Here is a 20,870-nt window from a genome sequence, read left to right as displayed (position 1 = left end):
ATGAAGACCCCGTACGCGGCGATAGACATCACCGGGCAGCGGTTCGGATTCCTGACGGGGGTCCGCCGCGACGGGGACATGCACAACGGCCGAAAGCGGACGATGTGGTTGTTTCGCTGCGACTGTGGGGCCGAGATCCGTCGGGATGGATGGTTGGTCCGCGCAGGTCGGTGCCGGTCCTGCGGGTGCGCAACGGGGGCGCTCGTTTCGCTGAACCGCGCCGATCACGGGCACGCCCGAACGGAACGGAAATCACCGACATACTCGACATGGGTCGCGATGCGGGTCCGCTGCACGGATCCCGACGCAGACAACTTTCGCCATTACGGCGGCCGCGGCATCCGTGTCTGCGAACAGTGGCTCGGCGACGACGGCTTCCAGAATTTCCTCGCCGACATGGGTGAGCGCCCGGCCGGCCTGACCATCGATCGCATCGACCCGGATGGCCACTACGAGCCCGGCAACTGCCGGTGGGCCGACCGCTCGACGCAACAGCGCAACAAGTCGAAGAAGAGGATCGCCGCCTGATGAGCGCCGAACGCAACCTGCCGGCTGTCCGGCTCCCATACGACAAGTCCGCCCTGACCACCTACCAGGTGGATGAAGGCGAGTGGAAGGTGCTCACCGAAGCGATCTTCCCGATGGCGCAGTCGGCCCAAGCCGTGATCATGGCTCTCGGCTACTGCCGCGCCCGCAACCTCGACATCTTCAAGAAGCCCGTCCACGTCGTCCCGATGTGGTCGAGCGAGAAGCAGGGCTACATCGAGACGGTGTGGCCCGGCATCTCCGAGGTGCGGACCACGGCGTTCCGGACGAAGCAGTACGCGGGCATCGACGAGGCGATCTTCGGCCCGGATGTCGAGCAGACGTTCACCGGCACCACGAAAAAGGGGACCAGGTCGGTGACGGTGCGGTTCCCTGAGTGGTGCCGCATGACGGTGCACAGGGTTCTCGGCGAACACACGAAGGCCTTCGTCGGGCCGAAGGTCTACTGGACCGAGAGCTACGCCCGCGTCGGCAACACCGATCTCCCGAACGATATGTGGGCCAAGCGGCCACGCGGCCAGCTGGAGAAGGTGGCCGAGGCCGCCGCGCTCCGCCGCGCCTTCCCCGAGGAGCTCGGAAACGACTACACGGCCGAGGAGATGGAAGGGCAGCAGATCATGGACCCGGCGGCGATCGCCAGGGACGTGACGCCGGCGATCGACGGCCCGCCCGCCCCGCCGGCGGCGCTGGAGGACAAGTCCGCGGCGCCGCCGACGGCCGTCCACGTCAACCGGCAGACGCCGGCGCCGACGGGGCGCACCGACCAGGCCTACGGCGAGATGGGCCAGCAGCAGGCCGCCAAGCCGCAGGCCACGGCCCCGAAGGAGCAGCAGCAGGCTGGCGATGAACGCTGGGACAAGCTCCTGGATGATCTCCGCGCCGAGCTCGACAAGTGCCTGACGTCGGACCAGATCGACGCCACCGTCAGCAACTTCGCCATGGAGGTGAAGCAGTCGCCGGACGACTACTACAACGAAGCGAACAAGATGGTCGCGGAGAACCGCGAGCGGGTCGCCCAGCGCTTGCGGAACATCGAGGAGGCCCGGGCCGCTTCGAAGGTCAAGGCGCCCGAGGAGAAGCCCGCGGCCGTCGACCCGGACGAGGCGGCGGCCCAGGCCGAAGCCGCGGCGGAAGTCGCGAAGGATTCAGCGAACGAGATCCCCGGGGATGCGCGCGGCGACGCCGCCCCGGCGGAGGGCGAGGGAGCCCCGGAACAGACCGGGCAAACTCCCGAGCCTGCCTCCTCGACGGAGGCCACCGACGGCCCGCCCGCGCCGCCGCAGGAGGCTGTCGACCCCGATCCGCTGCTCACCCAGGCGCGCGCGAAGGCGCTCGAGGGGCGGAAGCGGCTCAACTTTTATTTTGCAAAGTTGCAACCCGCTGACCGGGATCACCTCCGGCAATTCGACAAGGAACTCTACGCCGCCGCGGACGCCGCGGACAAGGCCCGGCCGGCGGAGGGCGCGTGATGGTGGAGTGGCGATCCTGCGACAACTTCCCCTCCTACGAGGTGTCCGACGACGGGAGGGTTCGCCGCGTGGCGGCGGCACGTGGCGCCGTTCCTCGCCGGGTTCTCCGCCCGACCAGGACTCACGGATATGCCTACGTCAACCTGTCGGAGAACTGCACCAAGACGTTCATCAAAGTGGCCGTGCTGGTCTGTTCTGCCTTCCATGGCCAGCGACCGAGCGACAAGCACGAGGCCGCCCACAACGACGGGGATAAATCGAACGATAGCGCCGAAAACCTGAGGTGGGCGACGCGCCGCGAGAACGAGCATGACAAGTTCCGGCACGGTACGCGCGGACACGGAGACAAGAGCCCAGGCAGCAAGCTGACAGACGAGCAAGCCCGGTCTGCGATCATGCGCCGACGGAATGGCGATCTGCTCTCTGACATAGCGACCGACCTTAACGTCAGCGCCTCCGCCATCAGCATGCTGGTCAGGGGGAAAACCTGGCCGCACCTGGAGGAGGTCCGCCGTGGCTGATCTCCCCATCCTCTTCAGCGCACCGATGGTGCTGGCGCTGATCGACGGCCGAAAGAAGCAGACCCGGCGAATCCTGAAGCCGCAGCCTGTGCAGCCGTTCTCGTCGATCATCACCCACAACGGCATCTGGGCAACCGCCGACGAGGATGGTGATGCCCTCGACTTCCTCCCGGTCCGCTACGCCGTCGGAGACCGGCTGTGGGTCCGTGAGGCATTCGCCCCGGTTCAAGGTGGCGTGATCTACCGCGCGGACGGGGAGCGCCAACCCGGGGCGTGCTGCGGATGCATGTGGAGGCCCTCCATCCACATGCCCCGTCTGGCCAGCCGGCTGACGCTCACCGTCTCCGACGTGCGGGTCCAGCGGCTGCAGGAGATCAGCGAGGCTGACATTCTGGACGAAGGGGCACCGGTGGATCCCAGCCACCGCGACACCTCTCAGGACGGCAGCAACCCGGTCATGTGCCTGTCGGACCGGCCGTGGATCACGCAGAGCCCGCGGGCGTGGTTTCACCGCCTCTGGGACAGCATCAACGGCCCCGACGCCTGGGACGCCAACCCATGGGTTGCCGCCTACACCTTCGACCCCGAGCTCCGGAACATCGACGCATGACCGCACCCATCTGCTGCGGGAAGCCGACCCGCTTGACCACCGGCGCCGAGGTCTACCCGAAGCGCCCCGATCTCCGCGCCAACCCTCGCTACCTCTGCGACGAGTGCGGCGCGCACGTGGGGTGCCACCCCGGGACCACGAAGGCCGTCGGCACGCCGGCGGGCCCCGAGCTCCGCGCCGCGCGCTCGAAGCTCCACGACCAGATGTTCGACCCGCTGTGGAAGACGGCGGCCGAGAGCGGCGGCTACGCGGACACCACCTCGCGGCAGCGCAAGCGCATCCGGCAGAAGGCCCGCGGCCGGGTCTACGCCTTCCTGGCCGCGAGGATGGGCCTGACGACTGAGGAGTGCCACATCGGGCACTTCGACATCGAGCAGTGCCGGGCCGCGTGGCTGGCGCTGCAGGGCCGGACCTACGCCGAGATCCGCGCGTGGGCGAAGTCGAAGGAGGGCATCCGGACATGACCGACGTCCTCTCCCTCCTCGACTTCTCCTTCGTGATCATCGGCGCGGTCATCGCCGCCCAGGGCCTGGGCATGCTCGTCGAATGGTTCATCCGGGCGCCGCACGCATCGCACTGGTTCTTCGGCGGCGTGGTGACCGTGGTCGGCGCGATCGAGCTTTTCCTGGGTGCGACCGGCTGGTGGAGCGGGCGATGAAGGGGCCCCAGGTAATCGCTCGCTGGGACGGGGAGCGGCTCACCTACGCGGCGCCGATCGACCTGCGTGAGCTCCGGAAGATGGAGCCATGCCTCTTCATCCTGAAGCCCTACCGCGGCGCCAGCGAGAAGCAGATGCGGTTCGCGAATGCGCTGGCCCATCGGGCAGCAGAGAACTCCGCGACCCCAACCTCCAGAGATCGAATCATCCACGAAGTCAAGCATCGCTACGGCTGGTTCACGAACGAGACCGTGGTCGAGGGCGACCGCGTCATAGTCGAAGTGCGCTCGATGGCGGACCTGGACCGGGAGGAGCTCTCCCAATTCATCGAGCAGCTGATCGTGTACGTGACCGAAGAGGTCTGCCCGGGCATGGACCCCTCCGCTCTCCGGCGTGAGGCGGAGGGGGATGCGTCGCCCTATCGTGGGGGCGTCCGATGATTGTCATGACGTGCTCGAATTGCGGCGCAACGATCGAACGGCCGCGCAGGAGCAAGGGCCCGCGCTCCTATTGCTCGAAACCATGCCGCAAAGCGCACTGCCGACGTTTAGCTGATCAGCGCGTCGCGGAACGCTTCTGGTCCAAGGTCGACCGCCGGGGTCCCGAGGAGTGCTGGCCGTGGGTCGGGGGGCTAAACCGGAGGGGCTACGGCATTTTCGTGGTGAAGGGGGCGACGAGCACCCTGGCCCATCGTCACTCATACGTCATGAACGTGGGCCCCGTTCCGGACGGTCTTTTCGTCCTTCACCGGTGCGATAACCCGCCGTGCGTTAACCCGCTGCATCTCAAGCCTGGGACGCCAAAAGACAATTCTCAGGACGTGATGGAGCGCGGACGGCGCACGAACTTCGCCATGACATGCGGCCAAGAGCAGCATCAGGCCAAGCTGACAGACGCCAAGGTCCGCGACATCCTTCGGAGCGACCGGCCGACGGCCGCGCTCGCCGCCCAATATGGCGTGCGCTACCAGACGATCGACTCTGTCCGGAAGGGCCGCTCCTGGAAGCATGTTCCGCGGGTGGCGCCATGACGGAGAAGCGCCGCAAGGCCATCCCCGACCGAGTGAAGCTGATCGTGGCGCTTGAGGCCATGGGGCTCACCGTCGAACAGGTCGAATGGGACCACCAGCCGCCGCTCGCCCTGCGCGAGTGGGATCCGGAGAAGAAGGACACGATCCCGCCAGCGAACGACCCCGTGCACATCCAGATGCTCCGCATCGCCGAGCATCGGGAGAAGACGTTCGGGCGCGGCGGCGAGAAGCGGATCACGACCGCCGGCAGCGATGCCAACAAGATCGCCAAGGTCCGCCGGCTGTCCGCCCGCCAGGAGGAGTTCCGCACCCGCCTCCTGGAGCGCGACAACCCCGCTTTCCTCCCTGCAGACCACGAGGACCGCGGCGCGCGCCGGGCGAAGAAGCCCTGGCCCAGCCGGCCGTTCCCGAAGCGCTCGAAGGTGAAGCCATGAGGAAGCGTCTCTCGCCGCGCGAGCTCCAGGTGCTCGGCCACCTCCAGCGGGGCGCACCGAACAAGGCGATCGCCCGCGAGCTCGGCATCGCCGATGCGACCGTCAAGGTGCACGTGAAGAAGCTGCTCCGGCACTTCGGCGTGACCCGGCGCACCCAGCTGATGCTGGTCGACAAGCAGACCGATCCGAGGGTCACGGCCCTGCTGGAGGCGCTCCGGCGCATCGCGGCCGCCTGCCCCTACCCCGCTCTCACCGCCTCACGGGCGCTGCACGACTACGGAGACGCGCCATGATCGTAGCGGTATGCACCGCCTTGGCTGTCATCACAGGAGTTCTGGCTGTCTCGCTCGGCGCCATTGCCGAGCGGCACGACCCTACGCACGAAGGCAAGGGCTACTTCCTCTCGGCGTTCGCACTCGTGGCCTTCTGCATCGCTTCCGCCTTCATCGCAGGGAGGTGGTCGCTGTGAAGCGCTTGGCCATCCTCCTCATCCTGGCCGCCGGGCCCGCCGCTGCGCACTCCTGGTATCCGAGCGAATGCTGCTCAGACGCCGACTGCGAGATGATCTCGGCCCAGACCGTTCGTCGATCCGATGACGGATGGGTGCTTCCGACCGGTCAGGTGATCCCGTTCGATCAGGCGCGCCCGTCGCTCGACGACGAGTTCCACTGGTGCCGATCCTTCCCTCGCTACGCGACGATGCCGGTGATCCAGCCGAACGGGAAGCCGCCGTGTTTCTTCGCGCCGGAGGCCAAGGGATGAGCGCGATATCAGGACACTGCCGGCACTACGGCCACACGCTGCCGAACGCTGAAGGTCTCGGCAACCCGACGTGCGCTGCTGGCGTCGACAACGCGGAGGCTCACTTTTGGCGCCGCTGCATGCCTAAGACGAGCGACCTCTACGCCGGCAGCTGCTCGCATCGGGCCGAATACACGCCGGAGGAGGTCGAGGCGGAGCGCCTGGAGCGCGTCGCCAGCATGGAGCGCCTCGCCAAGGGGATGGCCGCCATCCCGCCGCCCGGGCCGAACAAGGGGCGGGGCACCAGCGGGGAGGTGCCCTGCCATGTCTGCGGCGGCACGATCCGCTGGGCCCGGGCCCGGTCGAACGGCCATCTCCACGCCTACTGCACAACCCCGAACTGCTTCTCGGTGATGGAATGATCTCCAAGCACATCAGCGGTTGCACCCGCATCGTCGGGAAGTCGCAGGGCTTCACCGGCCTCTCCATCCGCGACGAGACGCTCGAGATCCTCCCGGGGACGGGCTTCGAGGCGAGCGTCATGGTGACGTCCTGGGAGCCGACGCCGGACGAGCTCATGCGGCTCAACGCCGGCGCGCCGGTGATCCTGAAGCTGGCTGGCACCATGCACCCGCCGGTCCTCATGATGGTCGGGGATGTGCCATGAGGCGCCCCGTCGCAAACCCTCAGGACGAGCTCGACGACATCTACGCGGACTTCGAGTGGGCCGAGCGCCGGCAGCTGGCGCTGAAGCCGGCCGAGGGCGGAGGATGGCACCTCGTGAAGAACCTGTGCTCCGTCTTCCACGAGCAGGTTCTCGGATCGGGGGATGACCCCGTCGAGGCGATCAGGGTCTACCGGCGAATGGTCGGCGCGCGATGATGACGAAACGCCAGCCGGCGATCGGCGACCCCGTCGTGGTGATCAAGGTGCGATCGTTCATGGAGCCGGTCGCGTTCAGCGAAGACGCGATGCTGGTGCCCATTTCCCCGAAGGTGGAGCAAATCATCATCCCCGCGACGATCGTCGGCGTCTTCAGCGAGGAGGGGCACATCTGCGTCGCCTACGCGGATGGCAAGCGCGAGGCGGTCCGGGACGGGGAATGGGGCTATTCGGAGGGGGGCCCATGACGCCCCTTCTCACCCTGGACGAGGCCGCCGAGGCGCTCGGCATCGCCCCGCGGACGCTCCGTGAGCACGTGCGAAACGGGGACATCACCTACATCAACGTCGGACGCGGCTTGCATCGGAAGCAGATCCGGTTCGATGCTGCCGACCTTGAATCCTTCAAGGCAGCGCGGAGGAGGACGGAATGTCCGTCTATCGCACCAAGGCCACGCCGTTCTACGTCTACGACTTCTGGCTCAACGGTCGTCGGTTTTACGGCTCGACTGGCTGCTCGAATGAACGGGACGCCAAGGCCGTCGAGAAGCGCAAGCGCGACGAAGCCCGGGCGGAACTGAGCGCCCCGCCGCCGGCCGCCGGCATGACGCTGGACGAGGCGTGCGAGCGCTATTGGGTGGAGGTCGGCCAGCACCACGCCCGGCCGGACCAGACGGAATGGTCCCTCGCCTACCTGATCGAGCACCTGGGCAAGGACACCCTGCTCAGCGCCATTTCCGGCGGAAAAATTGCCGAGATCGTTGCAAAGCGCCGCGGCGAGTTCGTGATCAACCGCGCGGCCGAGACCGTGTCCAAGCACCAGCGCCGCCGGCGGCCGCGGAAGGAGCCCAAGCGCGTCTCCCCCTCGACGGTGAACCGGTCCGTGACCGAGCCGCTCCGCAAGCTGCTGACCCGGGCCCGGGAGGTGTGGGGGGACAAGACCATCCAGCCGATCCCGTGGCGCACGCTGATGCTGAAGGAGCCGCAGGAGCGGATCCGGTCCGCCAGCGATGAGGAGGAGGCCAGGCTCTTCGCCGCCCTGAACCCGCGCTACCACGACATCGTCTTCGTCACCCTGCGCCTGGGCCTGCGCCTGGCCGAGGTCGTCGGCCTCGAGTGGGCGGCGATCGACTGGAGCTCGAGGAGCATCACCATCACCGGCAAGGGGGACAAGACCGCCACGATCCCGATGCCGGTCGACGTGCGCGACCGCCTGCAGCGGATGCGGCTGCAGCGCGGCGCCATCACGGAGCGGGTGTTCTGCTGGCGGCCCGAGCCGACCAAGGCCGTCCCCGAGCCGGCGTGGCGGCCGATGACCACGAGCGGCGTCGACACCGCCTACGGCCGGGCCCAGGTGAAAGCCGGCCTGACGAGCCTCCGGTTCCACGACCTCCGGCACACGGCCGCGACGCGCCTGGTGAAGAAGACCGGGAACCTGAAGATGGCCCAGGTGCTGCTGCGGCACGAGGACATCACGACGACGGTCCGCTACGCGCACGTCCTGCACGACGACCTTCGCGACGCGCTCGACGCGATGGCGACATCGAGTCCCGTAGAAAGTCCCGTAGGGGTGATGCGCGAAACGCCCGTCATCGACGGAAAAGCGAAGCGGGCCAAGTAGTTGAGGTGGTGCTCAAACCGGGTGAACGGAACCACCCAAAACTTCCGCGCTACCAGGCTGCGCTATACCCCGCCGCACCAACATCGGCCGTTGGACAGGCACGGCTCGCGACCGCCGTCCTCGCCTAGCATGGGGTGCGGCGGCGGAGCAAGGTCCGAGCCGCCGCCACGCTCAAGGCTTCGTGCCGAACAGCGCATGCCGGACCTTGTCGCCCGCCTTGATGCCGAGCTTGGCGGAGATGCCCCCGTTGATCTCGAGAACGGCCAGCACGTCCTCGCCCGAGGGGATCGTGCGCAACGAGTGCGGCTCGGTCATCTCGGCGATGCGGGCGACCGTCCCATCCTTGCGGATGAACACCATGTCGAGCGGGATGAAGGTGTCCTTCATCCACATCATGACCGGACCCTCTTTCTTGAAGTCGAACAGCATGCCCCGGTCCTCGGGGAGATAGCGGCGCTGCATCAGGCCGCGCGCCCTCTCCTCGTCCGTCCGCATGACCTCGACGTCGAAACTCTTCGGGCCCTGGGCCGTCACGATGACGAGCTTCTCCAGGGCGGCGTCGGCCGCGGCGGGAGCGGCCGCGAGAAACACGAAGGCCAGCGCCGCCGCGATGGTGGCCAGCGATGCGGGCAGGAGACGGACGAGACAGGCAAGACGCATCACGCGTGCTCCGGGCTGAACGGGAGCGGCACCTTGCTCCGCCTCGCGGGCAGGGTCAACGATCCGCGAGCCGGGTCGCCTCAGTGTGATGAGGGGATGACGCTGCCTTCGATGGGACGCACCTCGGCGGCCATCAGGCCCTTCGGGCCGTCGCCGAACCGCACGAGCACGATCTGGCCAGGCTTCAGCTCGGTGATGCCGTAGCGGCGCAGCGTTTCCATGTGCACGAAGATATCGGGAGTGCCCTCCCCGCGCGACACGAAGCCGAAGCCCCGCAGGCGGTTGAACCACTTCACCTCGGCGCGCTCCAGGCCGCTGGTCGGCGCCACCGAGACATGCGTCCGGGCCGGCGGCAGCTGCGAGGGATGAAGGGCCGTGGAGGTGTCCATCGAGACGATGCGGAAGGCCTGCAGGCCACGCTGCCGACGCTGCGCCTCGCACACGATGCGCGCGCCTTCATAGGCCGTCTGGTAGCCGTCGCGCCGCAGGCACGTGGCGTGCAGCAGCACGTCGGGCGTGCCGTCGTCGGGCACGATGAAACCGTAGCCCTTCGACACGTCGAACCATTTGATCGTGCCCGTCACTTCGACGAGTTCGAGACCTGCCTCATCAAGGCCGGCCTCGCGCTTGTCGAGGCCACCCGCGTCTTGAACGCGCAAAGGCTTGAATGGAAATTCGTCCGCCATCGGGAAACACCAGTGAGACCGCCGCCGTCAACCTCAGGTTAACCATATGCAACATGATTCTTCACGCGAAAGCTTCATGTCGCCACAATGTCCACAACCGTATGGCATCGCGGTCACAGTGTCTCATTGTGGGACTGTGGCGGCCTCCAGAACGTCCCCGATATCGGCCCTGACGACGAGGTTCGAGACGGCGTCCACCGGCGTCGGTTCGCCGTTCAGGATCACCAGTTCCGCCCCGGTCTGGCGGGCCATCACCGGCAGGCGCGCGGCGGGCTGCACCACCAGTGACGAGCCGATCGCGATGAAGACGTCGCAGGCGGCGACCATCGCCAGCGCCTTGCGCATCGCCTGCTCCGGCATGGCCTGCCCGAAGGACACCGTCGCCGACTTCACCGGCCCGCGGCAGTCCTGGCAGACGGGCGCCGCGCCGGTTGCTTCGAACACCGGGCGAATGTCGGCGAGTTCGTGGCGAAGGCCACAATCCAGACACGTGGCATAGGTCCCGTTGCCGTGCAGCTCGACGATCCGCTCGGCCGGGATCCCCGAGGCGAGGTGGAGCCCGTCGATGTTCTGCGTGACGACCCCGATGAGGCGCCCCTCCTCATGCAGGCGGGCGAGCGCGCGGTGGCCGCGACCCGGGCGGGCGCCGCGGTAGTGATCGTCCATCGTGAACTTGCGCCGCCACGCCTCGCGGCGCACCTCGGCGCTGGCCAGGAAGGCCTCGTAGGGGATGGGCTTGTTCACCATCCAGGGGCTTCCCGGGGAGCGGAAGTCCGGGACCCCGCACTCGGTCGAAATGCCGGCGCCGGTGAAGGCGAGGATCCGCTCGGCCCCGCGGATCACCTCGGCGAGGGCACTGGCCCCCTCCTGCGCGGTCGTGATGACGGTCATTCCGGTGTCGGGTCCCTGCAGGCCATGGATCGGGCGGCCTCCACCAAAGATGGCGCAAGCGTCTTGGCTTGCAACGTCGGCCGCGGCAGCTCCGCGTGCCGCTCGCACGAGCCATGCGCCGGCGCCACCCCGGCGCGTGTTGAAGGTTAGACAGCCACCCTATATTAAGCTGGCTTATGTTTTGCGTGCGGCCATTGCCGCGCACCCTCGAGCCGTTTCCGGATCCATGCCCGCAGCAACGCCCAACCTGAAGCGAGAGATCGCCTTCCTCCTCGCCGACGCCGCGCGCCTCATGCGCACGGCCACGGACCAGAAGGCCGCCGAGCTCGGCACGTCGCGCGCCCGCTGGGCCGTGCTGGTGCGCATCCAGCGCCACCAGGGCCTCAGCCAGAACGATCTCGCCGCGATCCTCGACATCCAGCCGATCACGCTGGGCAGGCTCGTCGACAAGCTGTGCGACGAAGGACTGGTCGAGCGCCGCCACGACCCCGCCGACCGGCGCGTCCGCCGCCTGCATCTGACCGACAAGGCCTACCCCGTCATCGACAGTCTGTCGGTGCTGGGCAACGGCCTCCTCGAGGAAGCCTTTCGCGGCATTGCCCTGCAGGACCAGCGCGCCCTGTTCGAGACGCTCGGCCAGTTGAAGGCCAACCTGAAGCGAACCCAGGCAGGCGACGACGACACCGCCGCGGACCGGAGGGCGTCATGAGCCAGGCCAACTCCGCCCTCGAGAGCAAGTCCGCCCCCGACACCAAGTCCGCCGCCGAGGCCAAGCCCGCGCAGGCGGCTGCCCCCGCCGCCGCGGCGGCGCCCCGCAAGCGCGGCGGGCTGCGTTTCGTCCTGCTGCTGCTGATCCCGGGGATCGCCGCCGGCGGCGGCTTCTATGCCTGGCTCAATGGCGGGCGCTACATCTCGACCGACAACGCCTATGTGGGCGCGCAGAAGGTTCTGATCACGCCGGAGGTGTCCGGCAAGGTCACGGACATCGCCGTCCGCGAGGGCCAGCACGTGGCCGTCGGCGATGCGCTGTTCACCGTCGACCCGGAGCCCTACAGGATCGCGGTGCAGCAGGCGCGGGCCAAGCTCGCCCAGACCGAGACCGAATTCGCCACGCTGAAGGCGACGCTGGCCAGCGTCGACAAGCTCATCGTCAACGCGCGCCAGACGGTCGCCCTGCGCGAGGCCGATGCCGGGCGCAAGACCGAGCTCCTGGGCAACCGGTCCGGCTCGCGGGCCGACGTCGACAACGCCGAGATCAACGCCACGGCGTCCCGCTCGCAGCTCGAGCAGCTCGAGCAGCAGAAGGCGGCGGCGCTCAACCAGTTGCAGGGCCAGCCCGACCTGCCGCTGGTCGCCTATCCTCCGCACATGGACGCGCAGGCCGCGCTCGACCGCGCCCGCCGGGATCTCGACAACACGCTGCTGAAGGCGCCGATCGCCGGCACGGCGACCCAGGTGACCGCGATCCAGATGGGCCGCTACCTGTCCGCGGGAACGCCGGTCTTTTCCATCGTGTCCGATGCCGACGCGTGGATCGACGCCAACCCGAAGGAAACCGACCTCACCTACATGAAGCTCGGCCAGGACGTGACCATCACGGTCGACGCCTATCCCGACCGGGTCTGGCATGGCCGGGTCGCCGCGATCAGCCCCGGCACCGGGGCCCAGTTCGCGATCCTTCCGCCGCAGAACGCCAGCGGCAACTGGGTGAAGGTGGTCCAGCGCGTGCCCGTGCGCATCGAGTTCGCGCCGGGCGAAGACACCCGCGAGCTGCGGGCCGGCATGAGCACGAACGTCGAGATCGACACGCGGCGCGAGCGCAGCCTCGCCTCGCTCCTGGGCCTGTTCGCGACGGCGCGTCCCGCCGGCAGCGCCTCGCGCTGACGGGGAGGACGCGCCCGTTGTCCGCCGCCGCAGCCGCAACGCCACAGGCCGCCGCAGACGGCGCGGGGCTCAAGCGGGCCCTGCTGACCCTCTGCGTCATGATGGCCACCATCATGCAGGCGCTGGACACCACCATCGCCAACGTGGCGCTGCCCTACATGCAGGGCAGCCTCAGCACGACCCAGGACCAGGCGAGCTGGATCCTCACCTCCTACATCGTCGCGGCCGCGATCATGACGGCGCCGCTGGGCTGGGTGGCCGGCCGCTTCGGCCGCAAGCGCCTGTTCGTCACCTGCACCATCGGCTTCACGGTCGCCTCGATGTTGTGCGGCGCGGCCCAGAACATCGAGCAGATGGTGCTGTTCCGGCTCATGCAGGGCGTGTTCGGCGCCGCCCTGGTGCCGCTGTCGCAGGCGGTGATGCTGGACGCCTATCCGGTGCAGCAGCGCGGCCAGGCGATGGCGATCTGGGGCATGGGCGTGATGCTCGGCCCGATCATGGGGCCGACGCTCGGCGGCGTGCTGACCGACAGCTACAGCTGGCGCTGGGTGTTTTTCGTCAATCTCCCCTTCGGCATCGCCACGGTGCTGGGGCTGCTGGTCTTCATGAAGGAGACGCCGATCCGGCGCGGGCTGAGCTTCGACTGGTTCGGCTTCATCGCGCTGAGCCTCGGCATCGGCGCGATCCAGCTCATGCTCGACCGCGGCGAGCAGGTGGGCTGGTTCGACTCGATGGAGATCATCGTCGAGTGCGCGATCGGCATCGCGGGGCTCTACCTCTTCGTCGCGCACGCGCTGACGACGGAAAAGCCCTTCGTACCGATCCACATCTTCAAGGACACGAACTTCACCGTCGGGGTGATCTTCATGTTCATCATCGGGATCATCCTGCTGGCGAGCATCGCGCTGATCACGCCCTACATCCAGAACCTGATGGGCTATCCGGTGCTGGCCGCCGGCATGCTGCTGGGCGTGCGCGGCATCGGCACGCTGGTGGCGATGATGCTCGTGGGACGGCTCCTCAAGTTCATCGACGGCCGGCTGCTGGTGCTGTTCGGCCTCACGCTGTCCACCTGGTCGCTCTATGCCTCGATCGACCTGTCGCCCGACAGCTCGGCCAACTTCATCCGGGTGGTGAGCCTGGTGCAGGGCTTCGGCCTCGGCTTCGTGTTCGTGCCGCTCAACACCATCGCCTTCGCCACCTTGCCGGCGGAGCTGCGCACCGACGGGGCCGCGCTGTGGTCGCTCATCCGCAGCCTCGGCAGCTCGATCGGCGTGTCGATCGTTTTCGCCCAGCTCGTCAACAAGACCAGCCTGTTCCACAGCCAGCTGGCCGAGCACGTGACGCCGTTCAACCCGGCGCTGCAGATGCCGGACTGGCGGGCCATGCTCGACCCCACCACCGATGCCGGGCGGGCGCTCCTGGAGCAGATGGTGACGCGGCAGGCGACGATCATGGCCTTCGCCAATGACTTCAAGCTGATGACCGGCATCAGCCTGCTGGCCTTCCCGCTGCTTCTGCTGCTGCGCAAGCAGAAGCCGAAGCCGGCGACGCCCTGAGCGCGCTCAGCGCAGCGCCATCCCCCGCAGGCGCAGGGCTTCGGCGGCGAGCGCCACCGTTCCGACGCCGCCGGGAAGCTCGGCCAAAGCATAGACGCGCCCGTCCAGGCTGACGGGGCCCGCGGCCGCCGCGATGCCAACGGCGAAGCTGCGGGGATCGCGCGAGAAGCCGAGGCCCGCGGCCTTCAGGACGGCCTCCTTGCGGGTCCAGAGCCGCCGGAACGCCAGGCGGGCTTCGTCCTCGTCGAGACGGCGGAAGAGCGCCAGTTCGTCCTCGTGCATCACGACCGGCGCCACGCCCGCGAAGTCGGCCGGGCAGCTCTCCTCCACGTCCACGCCCACGGGGGCCGCGGCGACGGCGACGGCCTCGACCGTCTCGCCATGGCTCACGCTGAGATGCAGGCCGTCATGCGGGGCGGCGAGGCGCGGCGCCTCCCCCTCCCCGCCCAGCACCGGCACGGCGGCCGGCGCGAGGCCCAGGAGAGGTCCCAGCGCGCGGCGCAGCAGCAGGCGGCCGGCCAGGAAGCGCTCGCGGGAGCGCGGGTGGCTCATGGCCCGCGCCCGCTCCGTCTCGGCCGGGTCGGGAGCCGGCCCGTCCGCGGCGAGGATCTCTGCCCGCGCCGCGGTCCAGACCAGGACGTCCCCGTCGGCCACGAGGCGGGGCATCGTCAGTCCGCCGCGGGGACGGGCATGCCGCGCCCGCGCAGGGGCCGCTCTTCCATCTGCAGCAGGGCCAGGCAGCCGAGCAGCGCGGACAGCGCGGCGGCGCGGAACATCCAGGAGAAGGCGGCGATGGCGGCCTCCGACGGCTCCGGACGTACGCCTGAGCCGAGGCCGTGCAGGTTCGCGGCGACACCGCCCTGCAGCAGGATCGCGCCCAGGATGGCCACCAATAGCGCCCCGCCCATGCTGCGGGAGAAGTTCACGGTACCGGTCGCGGTGCCGAGCTGGTGCGGGCTGACGGCGTTCTGCACGGACACCGTGGTGACCGGGAAGATGGTGCCGACACCGGCGCTGGAGAGCGCGAACAGGATCTCGAGCTGCCACAGCGGGGTGCCCGCCGGCAGGAAGGACAGCGTCAGGGCGCTGGTGGCGGCGAGCCCGAGGCCGATCACCGAAACCCACTTGTAGTGCTTCACCAGAAGCATCACGCGTCCGGCCGTGCTGGCGCCGGCCACGCTGCCCACCATCAGGGGGATCAGGGCGAGGCCCGAGTCGCCGGCCGACATCCCCTTCACCACCTCGAGATAAGCCGGCACGTAGACGGTGAGGCCGATGAAGGTCCCCATGCCGAACAGCGCCGCCAGCGAGGCCCAGCGGATGACCGGGTTGGCGAAGAGGGCCAGCGGCACGAGCGGCTCGTCCGCCGAACCGAGCCGGTAGGCGAAGACGAGCCACAGCGCGAGCGACCCGCCGGCGAGGCCGAGCACCTGCGGCGACAGCCAGGGATAGCGGATCCCGCCCCAGTTCAGCACCAGCAGCATCGAGACGGTGGCCGCCACGAGCAGCACGGCCCCCAGCACGTCGAGAGCATGCGGGCGCTCGTGACGCGGCAGGCGCTTGAGGAAGTGGCTGGAGAGCGCGAAGGCGAGCGCGCCCAGCGGCAGGTTGATCCAGAAGATCACGGACCAGTGCAGGTGCTCGGCGAAGAGGCCGCCCAGCACCGGGCCAAGCAGGCTCGCCGTGGCGAACATCGAGGCGAAGTAGACCTGGTAGCGGCCTCTCTCGCGCGGCGAGACCATGTCGGCCATGATCGTCTGCCCCATGGCGATCAGCCCGCCGCCGCCCAGGCCCTGCAGGCCGCGGGCGAGGATCAGCACGAGCATCGTGGGCGCCAGCGCGCAGGCCACGGAGCCGAGGACGAACATCAGGATGCCGGCCATGAGCACGGGGCGCCGGCCGTGGATGTCGCTGATCTTGCCGTAGAGCGGCGCGATCGCCGTCGAGGTCACGAGGTAGGACGTCACGATCCACGGCAGCAGGTCCGTGTCGCCCAGCTCGCGGCCGATGGTCGGCAGCGCCGTGGCGACGATCGTCTGGTCGAGGGCGGCGAGCGCCATGGCCAGCAGCACGCCGGCCAGGATGAGACGAATTTCGGAATGCTCGAGAGGCCGGGCTGCGGGAGACGCTGCTGTCATGGGAGGTCCTGCGGCGCGTGCGGGAGCGCGCCCGTCCCCCTTAGGACCGGGTCCGCCCCGTTGTCCAGCATTGGCTGAGCCGTCGCCGGGCGCAGTGGCGCCGGTTGCGACATCATGCCCGGGCGCGGCGGCGGCCGGCGGTCGGGCGGCAGGTCTGGCAGGAGGGCCCGGTGGGCTTCTTGACCGAGCGGCGTGACGTGCGTGGTACCACCGATGGAAGCCGAGATCGCGTCCGTCACCGTTGCACAATGCCTGAAGCCAAGGGGCTCGGCAAGATAAGCTCAAGGTGGTGCTTAATACGGGGCATGGCTCCCCCGACCGGCGTCGCTCCACCGCCACTGTCGACGACGCTGCGACGTCTGGTGGCCGTGTGCGGCGTCGCACATCGCCAGGCGCCGCTCCCGCTTAGGGTCTCCTCATCGCCGGACGCCAAGCCGCCGGCCCCAAGATCCGAAGGAGAGAGACCATGTCCGTCCTGAAAGCCGCCACCGCCGCCCTCGCCGCCCTGACGCTGGCCACCACGCTCGCCTCGGCGCCCGCTTCCGCCGCCAACGGCCGTCATGCCGCGTTCGCCGCCGGCGCCGTCGGTGCCCTCGCCATCGGCGCCCTGGCCGCCGGCGCCATGAGCCAGCCCGCCTACGGCGCGCCGCGCGCCTACTACTACGACGAGCCGAGCTGCTGGTTCGAGCGCCAGCCGGTCTACGACGCCTACGGCCGGTTCATCCGCTACGAGCGCGTCCGCGTCTGCAACTGAGCGCGAGGCCGCGCCTGCGACGGCGGCGGCCGCTCCACACCATTCCCATCGGCCCCGGCGCAAGCCGGTGCCGCCACGGCGAGGGCGCCCGGCGACAGGCCGCGGCGCCCTCGGTCGTTTCAGGGCAGCCCTAGAGAACGCGGCGCAGGTCCTCGGCCGCCCGGCGCAGCACGGGGAGGATCCGGTCCGTCATGTCGGCCACCGGAACCCGCGCCGCCTGGACCCCCACGTTGATGGCGCAGGCGACGCGCCCGCGCCCGTCGATGACGGGCACGGCGATTGACCGCAGGCCGAGCTCGAGTTCCTCGTCGACCAGGCTGTAGCCCGATGCCCGGACCCCTTCCAGCAGGGCGAGCAGGTCGGCCGGCGCGGTCACCGTCCGCGGTGTCATGGCGCGGCGCTCGGTGCGGGCGAGATAGGCGTCGAGCCAGGCCGCGTCGCGGTGCGCAAGCAGAGCCCGCCCCAGCGAAGTGCAATAGGCCGGCAGGCGGCTGCCGACCGCCAGTCCCACCGACATGATGCGCCGCGTCGCGGCGCGCCCGACATAGACCACGTCGCCGTCGTCCAGCACGGCGGCGGAGGAGGATTCGCCGAGCTCCTCCGCGATTCGCTCCAGGAACGGCTGCACGCGGGTGGGCAGCGTCAGCGACGAGAGGAAAGCATAGCCCAGCCGCAGCACGCGGGGCGTGAGCGAGAAGTACTTGCCGTCGTGCTCGGCGTAGCCGAGATGGGTCAAGGTGAGCAGGTAGCGCCGCGCGGCGGCGCGCGTCAGCCCGGTGACCTGGGCGACGTCGGAGATGCTGAGGCGCGGACGCGTGTCGTCGAAGGCCTCGATGACGGCGAGGCCGTTCTGCAGGCCCCCCACCAGGTCCCTGTCGCTGGTCGTCGTGCGGTCCATGCCGTTCTCCGTGCGCAAAGCGCACATTACAGGCCAAGCCCTCCCGGGCAACCCTGCGCGTCCAATATTTCGGGGAACATGTGCAACGCCATGACGTTGGGCGCACTCCCACTGTCCAAGAACGTCCACTGTCCAAGGAGACGACCATGACCAGGATGCTCACCCCCATCATCGTCGCCGCGGCTCTCGCGGCCTTCACGCTTCCCACCATGGCGCAGACCGCGAGCGGATCCGGCACGGCCGGCGGCTCGGCAACCGGGGCCGGCACGGCGGCTGGCGGCGGCGCGGCGGCCGGCGGCGCGGTCAACCCGGGCACGGCCGGGACCGGCGCCGGCAACGGCACCGGGATCAACAACCCGGCGGCGGACACCACGGGTTCGGTCAACGGCGCCGGCCGCGAGTCGGCCAACACCAAGTGCCAGAACGCCGGCGGCATGGCCTCGAACATGAACACGCCCGGCCAGTCGGGCGGCGGCGCCAACTGCAAGTAAGGCGCTGCGCTTCAGCCCCTGAATGCCGAAAGGCCCGGGATCCGAAGGGACCCCGGGCCTTTCGATTCCCAGGCCTTTCGAATTCAGGCCTTTCGACTTGGACGGCCGGGTGCAGCCTGCCGTCAGTGCCCGAGATAAGGCGTCTGCAAGGACATGGCGATCTTCTTGAAGGCGGTTTCCAGCGCCGCGGTGTCGGTGGCGTTGAAGAAGTTCTCGCCGCTGGTGGCGCAGGCCTGGAGCATGGACTGGACCGCCGAGTCGGTCACCATCAGGGCGATGGTGTAGACCTCGATGTTCTTGCCCTTCACGTTGGCGCAGATCTTGGCGGTGTAGTCGTTGGCCTGGGTCGTGCTCGATCCCGTGTGCGTGCCCACGGTCGTCGAGGTCATCGACTTGGTGTTGACGCCGTCGGTCATCAGCACGAGGGCCTTGCGCGGCTTGCGGTTGGCGCTGTCGTAGGGGTCGGCTTCGGTGAACGGCTGCGACGGCGACAGGAGGTTCAGGCCCCAGACCAGCCCGGCTGGAATGTAGGTCTCGCCGCTGGCCGTCATGGCGTTGATCGCGCTCTTCACCGTGGTCTTGTTGGTGGTGAGCGGCACGATGGCGGAACCGCACGTCTGGTTCATGAGCGCGGGATAGGGCGTCGTCGGGTTGTCGTCGGACAGGTTCAGCGGATAGTTGCGCGACTGCACGCAGCCCGACCACTTGTAGTTGGTAACGGTGGTCTTGGGCGTGCAAACCTGGGGCCCGTAGTTCCAGGCGGTGCAGGTCTGCGTCGTGCCGGTGACGGTGCACTGGTTCTGGCACTGCTGGACGGGCGTGCAGGTCTTCACGCCGTCATTGGTCGTGCAGGACTGGACGGTCGTGCAGTTCACCTTCACGCAGGCCTGGACGTTGGTGGTGCCGTAGGTCTTGCAGGTCGTGGTGGGCGTCGTGCAGCTCGTCGTGGTCGACGACGTCGAATAGTCCTGCGAGCCCGAGAGCCAGGACGCGCCACGGTTGCCCATGCCGACGTTCACGTAGGTCGCGAAGGGCACCACGCCGATCTTCACCTTCGCATTGGCGTCGGCGGTGAGCGTGTCCACCAGAAGATTGGCGGACGACTTCAGCGTGGAGAGCTTGTTGTTCTCCGACATGGAGCCGGTGTTGTCGAGGACGAGCGCCAGCTCCAGGGAGTTGTCGAGGCCACGCAGGCCGGTCGAGACCACGCCGACCGGCGTGTAGGGCTGGCCGAGAATCTGCATGAAGGAGTTCTTCACGGAACCCAGCACCGCGATGGTGACCGACTTGCCGTCGTTCGACAGCGAGGCCTCCATCTTGGTGTCCATGGTGAGGCCGAGCTTCTCGCTCAGCTGCGCCGCAAAGATGTTCTGGGCCGCCGTCTTGACCTCGGCCTGCGAGTAGCGCGGGCTGATGACGGCGAGCGCCGTCGCATCGGCCGCGGCCTGCAGGGCCTCGCGCGTGTAGACGGCCCGACCATAGTCGACCGCCATGCCGGCCGCGCCGGCGATGGGCAGGAGGATCAGGGCGAAGATGGGGGAGAGTCCGCCGCGTCGATCGGCGAGAAGGCGTGTAAACATTCGCATGGACCAACTCCTCGAATGTCGACACGTTAAAGTTGAACGATTTAATGCCCCGGTTCATTTGGACGGAAAAATCCGTGAATGGGCCTTAACCTTTCCCGGAAATTGTAACGCTCAAGGAAAACGTGCGCTATCCTGAATGTGTCTGGCGATGACGAGCACTGCTTTGCGGCGGCGGAGCGCCGCGGCGGCACGGGACATGGAGCGTTGGGAGAGTGGCGCGGTCTACGGGAGGGCAACCCTACCCCCAAAACAGACGCTTTCTCCTTAATTTTCAACGTTCCTTGTGTGCCTACTTCGAGACCGAGACCACCAACGATTGCATGGGCCTCGAAGTGGGCATGGCGCCCGAGAAGTTCGACACCCTGAAGGCCACGATCACCAACGGCAGACCCGTGGCCGGGATCGTGCGGCTGGGGCGGGTGTCAGGCTTCTATTCGCATTGGTCGCCTTCGATCCGGACCAACATCGTCAAGGTGCTGGTCAACGCCAAGGACCACAAAGTTGAGATGCCCGAAGGCATGGAGAGCCAGCCGCCGGGGCTTGGTGAGATCGGTGAAATCGAGATCACCTTGCGCAACCAGTCCACGGCCAGCGTCCCGATCACCGGAGACGAGGAAGAGGACGAGCCCCGGAAGGCTCCCGAAGTCCAACCTCCCTCCCCTACCCCTGTGCCCGTCCTCAGCCCGGCCGATCACGCCAAGATGCTGGCGGGCGCCGTCTCATGGCTGCGCTGGCCGCTGTGGGCGATTATCGTGCTGCTGGTTGTTGGGCTGTTCGTCAGGTGAATAAGCGTGTGTCGTATGCCGTAAGCC

General features: G+C 68.5%; 30 protein-coding genes and 1 pseudogene. 24 read left to right on the top strand and 7 right to left on the bottom strand.

The genetic code is table 11. The features are described 5' to 3' along the window. The 18 genes and pseudogenes from Q0Q47_RS16765 (at position 1) to Q0Q47_RS16685 (ending at position 8,511) form a co-directional block, all read left to right on the top strand. Positions 1–528 (top strand): hypothetical protein, encoded by a 528-nt coding sequence (locus Q0Q47_RS16765; protein ID WP_293862311.1) that lies wholly within the window; start codon positions 1–3, stop codon positions 526–528. Continuing rightward, positions 528–2,015, top strand: a complete 1,488-nt coding sequence (gene bet / locus Q0Q47_RS16760; RefSeq protein WP_293862308.1) for a phage recombination protein Bet — start codon at positions 528–530, stop codon at positions 2,013–2,015. Before Q0Q47_RS16765 ends, bet begins: the two co-directional genes overlap by 1 nt. Further along, complete coding sequence (locus Q0Q47_RS16755; protein ID WP_293862556.1) at positions 2,015–2,536, top strand: HNH endonuclease; 522 nt, start codon at positions 2,015–2,017, stop codon at positions 2,534–2,536. Before bet ends, Q0Q47_RS16755 begins: the two co-directional genes overlap by 1 nt. After that, on the top strand, positions 2,529–3,146 hold the full coding sequence (locus Q0Q47_RS16750; RefSeq protein WP_293862305.1) for a hypothetical protein: 618 nt from the start codon (positions 2,529–2,531) through the stop codon (positions 3,144–3,146). Before Q0Q47_RS16755 ends, Q0Q47_RS16750 begins: the two co-directional genes overlap by 8 nt. Beyond that, positions 3,143–3,610 (top strand): zinc-finger-containing protein, encoded by a 468-nt coding sequence (locus tag Q0Q47_RS16745; RefSeq protein ID WP_293862302.1) that lies wholly within the window; start codon positions 3,143–3,145, stop codon positions 3,608–3,610. The genes Q0Q47_RS16750 and Q0Q47_RS16745 overlap by 4 nt, the downstream gene beginning before the upstream one ends. Further along, positions 3,607–3,804 (top strand): hypothetical protein, encoded by a 198-nt coding sequence (locus tag Q0Q47_RS16740; protein WP_293862299.1) that lies wholly within the window; start codon positions 3,607–3,609, stop codon positions 3,802–3,804. Before Q0Q47_RS16745 ends, Q0Q47_RS16740 begins: the two co-directional genes overlap by 4 nt. Then, complete coding sequence (locus Q0Q47_RS16735) at positions 3,801–4,244, top strand: hypothetical protein (RefSeq protein WP_293862295.1); 444 nt, start codon at positions 3,801–3,803, stop codon at positions 4,242–4,244. Before Q0Q47_RS16740 ends, Q0Q47_RS16735 begins: the two co-directional genes overlap by 4 nt. Continuing rightward, on the top strand, positions 4,241–4,834 hold the full coding sequence (locus tag Q0Q47_RS16730) for an HNH endonuclease signature motif containing protein (protein ID WP_293862292.1): 594 nt from the start codon (positions 4,241–4,243) through the stop codon (positions 4,832–4,834). Before Q0Q47_RS16735 ends, Q0Q47_RS16730 begins: the two co-directional genes overlap by 4 nt. After that, entirely contained in the window at positions 4,831–5,268 is a 438-nt protein-coding gene (locus tag Q0Q47_RS16725; protein WP_293862290.1) for a hypothetical protein, read from the top strand. Before Q0Q47_RS16730 ends, Q0Q47_RS16725 begins: the two co-directional genes overlap by 4 nt. Further along, positions 5,265–5,561, top strand: a complete 297-nt coding sequence (locus Q0Q47_RS16720) for a response regulator transcription factor (RefSeq protein ID WP_293862287.1) — start codon at positions 5,265–5,267, stop codon at positions 5,559–5,561. The genes Q0Q47_RS16725 and Q0Q47_RS16720 overlap by 4 nt, the downstream gene beginning before the upstream one ends. Further along, positions 5,558–5,737, top strand: coding sequence for a hypothetical protein (locus Q0Q47_RS16715; RefSeq protein WP_293862284.1), 180 nt, complete (start codon positions 5,558–5,560; stop codon positions 5,735–5,737). The genes Q0Q47_RS16720 and Q0Q47_RS16715 overlap by 4 nt, the downstream gene beginning before the upstream one ends. After that, a complete protein-coding gene (locus tag Q0Q47_RS16710; protein ID WP_293862281.1) occupies positions 5,734–6,030 on the top strand; it encodes a hypothetical protein in 297 nt (98 codons plus the stop codon). Before Q0Q47_RS16715 ends, Q0Q47_RS16710 begins: the two co-directional genes overlap by 4 nt. 119 nt (positions 6,031–6,149) lie before the next feature. Further along, positions 6,150–6,431 (top strand): hypothetical protein, encoded by a 282-nt coding sequence (locus tag Q0Q47_RS16705; RefSeq protein WP_293862278.1) that lies wholly within the window; start codon positions 6,150–6,152, stop codon positions 6,429–6,431. Continuing rightward, positions 6,428–6,676, top strand: a complete 249-nt coding sequence (locus Q0Q47_RS16700; protein WP_293862275.1) for a hypothetical protein — start codon at positions 6,428–6,430, stop codon at positions 6,674–6,676. The genes Q0Q47_RS16705 and Q0Q47_RS16700 overlap by 4 nt, the downstream gene beginning before the upstream one ends. After that, entirely contained in the window at positions 6,673–6,891 is a 219-nt protein-coding gene (locus Q0Q47_RS16695; protein ID WP_293862272.1) for a hypothetical protein, read from the top strand. The genes Q0Q47_RS16700 and Q0Q47_RS16695 overlap by 4 nt, the downstream gene beginning before the upstream one ends. Next, a complete protein-coding gene (locus tag Q0Q47_RS16690; RefSeq protein WP_293862269.1) occupies positions 6,888–7,139 on the top strand; it encodes a hypothetical protein in 252 nt (83 codons plus the stop codon). Before Q0Q47_RS16695 ends, Q0Q47_RS16690 begins: the two co-directional genes overlap by 4 nt. Further along, positions 7,112–7,297, top strand: a pseudogene (locus tag Q0Q47_RS31155) (helix-turn-helix domain-containing protein); the annotation flags it as partial. The gene Q0Q47_RS16690 and the pseudogene Q0Q47_RS31155, both read left to right, overlap by 28 nt. 23 nt (positions 7,298–7,320) lie before the next feature. After that, positions 7,321–8,511 carry a site-specific integrase gene (locus Q0Q47_RS16685; RefSeq protein ID WP_293862266.1) on the top strand — a complete coding sequence of 397 codons (1,191 nt, stop codon included), beginning with the start codon at positions 7,321–7,323 and terminating at the stop codon, positions 8,509–8,511. A 171-nt stretch (positions 8,512–8,682) separates the two neighbouring features. On the opposite strand, the gene Q0Q47_RS16680 is transcribed toward Q0Q47_RS16685, so the two are convergent. The 3 genes from Q0Q47_RS16680 to Q0Q47_RS16670 form a co-directional block, all read right to left on the bottom strand. After that, positions 8,683–9,171 carry a DUF192 domain-containing protein gene (locus tag Q0Q47_RS16680; RefSeq protein ID WP_293862263.1) on the bottom strand — a complete coding sequence of 163 codons (489 nt, stop codon included), beginning with the start codon at positions 9,169–9,171 and terminating at the stop codon, positions 8,683–8,685. Positions 9,172–9,251: 80 nt separating this feature from the next. Beyond that, positions 9,252–9,857, bottom strand: coding sequence for a cold-shock protein (locus Q0Q47_RS16675; RefSeq protein ID WP_293862260.1), 606 nt, complete (start codon positions 9,855–9,857; stop codon positions 9,252–9,254). 123 nt (positions 9,858–9,980) lie between these two features. Beyond that, on the bottom strand, positions 9,981–10,748 hold the full coding sequence (locus tag Q0Q47_RS16670; protein ID WP_293862257.1) for a Sir2 family NAD-dependent protein deacetylase: 768 nt from the start codon (positions 10,746–10,748) through the stop codon (positions 9,981–9,983). A gap of 226 nt (positions 10,749–10,974) precedes the next feature. On the opposite strand from Q0Q47_RS16670, the gene Q0Q47_RS16665 reads away from it, so the two are divergent. Genes Q0Q47_RS16665 through Q0Q47_RS16655 form a run of 3 tightly spaced genes read left to right on the top strand, consistent with a single transcriptional unit; the run spans position 10,975 to position 14,191 of the window. Continuing rightward, positions 10,975–11,457, top strand: coding sequence for a MarR family transcriptional regulator (locus Q0Q47_RS16665; RefSeq protein ID WP_293862254.1), 483 nt, complete (start codon positions 10,975–10,977; stop codon positions 11,455–11,457). Then, entirely contained in the window at positions 11,454–12,632 is a 1,179-nt protein-coding gene (locus Q0Q47_RS16660) for an HlyD family secretion protein (protein WP_293862251.1), read from the top strand. The genes Q0Q47_RS16665 and Q0Q47_RS16660 overlap by 4 nt, the downstream gene beginning before the upstream one ends. 17 nt (positions 12,633–12,649) lie before the next feature. Continuing rightward, positions 12,650–14,191 carry a DHA2 family efflux MFS transporter permease subunit gene (locus Q0Q47_RS16655; protein WP_293862248.1) on the top strand — a complete coding sequence of 514 codons (1,542 nt, stop codon included), beginning with the start codon at positions 12,650–12,652 and terminating at the stop codon, positions 14,189–14,191. A 6-nt stretch (positions 14,192–14,197) separates the two neighbouring features. On the opposite strand, the gene Q0Q47_RS16650 is transcribed toward Q0Q47_RS16655, so the two are convergent. Together Q0Q47_RS16650 and Q0Q47_RS16645 are read right to left on the bottom strand one after the other, a co-directional pair. Further along, the gene (locus Q0Q47_RS16650; RefSeq protein ID WP_293862245.1) at positions 14,198–14,857 is read right to left on the bottom strand and encodes a 4'-phosphopantetheinyl transferase superfamily protein; all 660 of its coding nucleotides are present in this window, start codon (positions 14,855–14,857) and stop codon (positions 14,198–14,200) included. 2 nt (positions 14,858–14,859) lie between these two features. Beyond that, on the bottom strand, positions 14,860–16,329 hold the full coding sequence (locus tag Q0Q47_RS16645) for an MDR family MFS transporter (protein WP_293862242.1): 1,470 nt from the start codon (positions 16,327–16,329) through the stop codon (positions 14,860–14,862). A 466-nt stretch (positions 16,330–16,795) separates the two neighbouring features. Here Q0Q47_RS16645 and Q0Q47_RS16640 point away from each other — a divergent pair, with 466 nt between their 5' ends. Next, positions 16,796–17,083, top strand: coding sequence for a hypothetical protein (locus Q0Q47_RS16640; protein WP_293862239.1), 288 nt, complete (start codon positions 16,796–16,798; stop codon positions 17,081–17,083). Positions 17,084–17,213: 130 nt separating this feature from the next. On the opposite strand, the gene Q0Q47_RS16635 is transcribed toward Q0Q47_RS16640, so the two are convergent. Further along, the gene (locus tag Q0Q47_RS16635; RefSeq protein ID WP_293862236.1) at positions 17,214–17,981 is read right to left on the bottom strand and encodes an IclR family transcriptional regulator C-terminal domain-containing protein; all 768 of its coding nucleotides are present in this window, start codon (positions 17,979–17,981) and stop codon (positions 17,214–17,216) included. Positions 17,982–18,127: 146 nt separating this feature from the next. Here Q0Q47_RS16635 and Q0Q47_RS16630 point away from each other — a divergent pair, with 146 nt between their 5' ends. Beyond that, the gene (locus tag Q0Q47_RS16630) at positions 18,128–18,472 is read left to right on the top strand and encodes a hypothetical protein (RefSeq protein WP_293862233.1); all 345 of its coding nucleotides are present in this window, start codon (positions 18,128–18,130) and stop codon (positions 18,470–18,472) included. Between the two features lie 122 nt (positions 18,473–18,594). Here the strand turns inward: Q0Q47_RS16630 and Q0Q47_RS16625 are convergent, their stop codons facing one another. Continuing rightward, positions 18,595–20,058: a pilus assembly protein TadG-related protein gene (locus Q0Q47_RS16625; protein ID WP_293862230.1), complete on the bottom strand. Its 1,464-nt coding sequence runs from the start codon at positions 20,056–20,058 to the stop codon at positions 18,595–18,597. A 320-nt stretch (positions 20,059–20,378) separates the two neighbouring features. Here Q0Q47_RS16625 and Q0Q47_RS16620 point away from each other — a divergent pair, with 320 nt between their 5' ends. Further along, positions 20,379–20,843, top strand: a complete 465-nt coding sequence (locus Q0Q47_RS16620; protein WP_293862227.1) for a hypothetical protein — start codon at positions 20,379–20,381, stop codon at positions 20,841–20,843. The last annotated feature ends 27 nt before the right edge of the window (positions 20,844–20,870 follow it).

Origin of the sequence: uncultured Alsobacter sp., assembly GCF_945952055.1 — a bacterium.
Classification (GTDB): Bacteria; Pseudomonadota; Alphaproteobacteria; order Rhizobiales; family Beijerinckiaceae; genus Alsobacter.
The sequence above is the reverse complement of the archived record's forward strand: the minus strand, read 5'-3'. Positions and strand labels throughout refer to the sequence as shown.

Coding starts and splice junctions, on each gene's coding strand:
- Q0Q47_RS16765 (WP_293862311.1), top strand. CDS start 1: ATGAAGACCCCGTACGCGGCGATAGACATCACCGGGCAGCGGTTCGGA.
- bet (WP_293862308.1), top strand. CDS start 528: ATGAGCGCCGAACGCAACCTGCCGGCTGTCCGGCTCCCATACGACAAG.
- Q0Q47_RS16755 (WP_293862556.1), top strand. CDS start 2,015: ATGGTGGAGTGGCGATCCTGCGACAACTTCCCCTCCTACGAGGTGTCC.
- Q0Q47_RS16745 (WP_293862302.1), top strand. CDS start 3,143: ATGACCGCACCCATCTGCTGCGGGAAGCCGACCCGCTTGACCACCGGC.
- Q0Q47_RS16740 (WP_293862299.1), top strand. CDS start 3,607: ATGACCGACGTCCTCTCCCTCCTCGACTTCTCCTTCGTGATCATCGGC.
- Q0Q47_RS16735 (WP_293862295.1), top strand. CDS start 3,801: ATGAAGGGGCCCCAGGTAATCGCTCGCTGGGACGGGGAGCGGCTCACC.
- Q0Q47_RS16730 (WP_293862292.1), top strand. CDS start 4,241: ATGATTGTCATGACGTGCTCGAATTGCGGCGCAACGATCGAACGGCCG.
- Q0Q47_RS16725 (WP_293862290.1), top strand. CDS start 4,831: ATGACGGAGAAGCGCCGCAAGGCCATCCCCGACCGAGTGAAGCTGATC.
- Q0Q47_RS16720 (WP_293862287.1), top strand. CDS start 5,265: ATGAGGAAGCGTCTCTCGCCGCGCGAGCTCCAGGTGCTCGGCCACCTC.
- Q0Q47_RS16715 (WP_293862284.1), top strand. CDS start 5,558: ATGATCGTAGCGGTATGCACCGCCTTGGCTGTCATCACAGGAGTTCTG.
- Q0Q47_RS16705 (WP_293862278.1), top strand. CDS start 6,150: ATGCCTAAGACGAGCGACCTCTACGCCGGCAGCTGCTCGCATCGGGCC.
- Q0Q47_RS16700 (WP_293862275.1), top strand. CDS start 6,428: ATGATCTCCAAGCACATCAGCGGTTGCACCCGCATCGTCGGGAAGTCG.
- Q0Q47_RS16695 (WP_293862272.1), top strand. CDS start 6,673: ATGAGGCGCCCCGTCGCAAACCCTCAGGACGAGCTCGACGACATCTAC.
- Q0Q47_RS16690 (WP_293862269.1), top strand. CDS start 6,888: ATGATGACGAAACGCCAGCCGGCGATCGGCGACCCCGTCGTGGTGATC.
- Q0Q47_RS16685 (WP_293862266.1), top strand. CDS start 7,321: ATGTCCGTCTATCGCACCAAGGCCACGCCGTTCTACGTCTACGACTTC.
- Q0Q47_RS16680 (WP_293862263.1), bottom strand. CDS start 9,171: ATGCGTCTTGCCTGTCTCGTCCGTCTCCTGCCCGCATCGCTGGCCACC.
- Q0Q47_RS16675 (WP_293862260.1), bottom strand. CDS start 9,857: ATGGCGGACGAATTTCCATTCAAGCCTTTGCGCGTTCAAGACGCGGGT.
- Q0Q47_RS16670 (WP_293862257.1), bottom strand. CDS start 10,748: ATGACCGTCATCACGACCGCGCAGGAGGGGGCCAGTGCCCTCGCCGAG.
- Q0Q47_RS16665 (WP_293862254.1), top strand. CDS start 10,975: ATGCCCGCAGCAACGCCCAACCTGAAGCGAGAGATCGCCTTCCTCCTC.
- Q0Q47_RS16660 (WP_293862251.1), top strand. CDS start 11,454: ATGAGCCAGGCCAACTCCGCCCTCGAGAGCAAGTCCGCCCCCGACACC.
- Q0Q47_RS16650 (WP_293862245.1), bottom strand. CDS start 14,857: ATGCCCCGCCTCGTGGCCGACGGGGACGTCCTGGTCTGGACCGCGGCG.
- Q0Q47_RS16645 (WP_293862242.1), bottom strand. CDS start 16,329: ATGACAGCAGCGTCTCCCGCAGCCCGGCCTCTCGAGCATTCCGAAATT.
- Q0Q47_RS16640 (WP_293862239.1), top strand. CDS start 16,796: ATGTCCGTCCTGAAAGCCGCCACCGCCGCCCTCGCCGCCCTGACGCTG.
- Q0Q47_RS16635 (WP_293862236.1), bottom strand. CDS start 17,981: ATGGACCGCACGACGACCAGCGACAGGGACCTGGTGGGGGGCCTGCAG.
- Q0Q47_RS16630 (WP_293862233.1), top strand. CDS start 18,128: ATGACCAGGATGCTCACCCCCATCATCGTCGCCGCGGCTCTCGCGGCC.
- Q0Q47_RS16625 (WP_293862230.1), bottom strand. CDS start 20,058: ATGCGAATGTTTACACGCCTTCTCGCCGATCGACGCGGCGGACTCTCC.
- Q0Q47_RS16620 (WP_293862227.1), top strand. CDS start 20,379: ATGGGCCTCGAAGTGGGCATGGCGCCCGAGAAGTTCGACACCCTGAAG.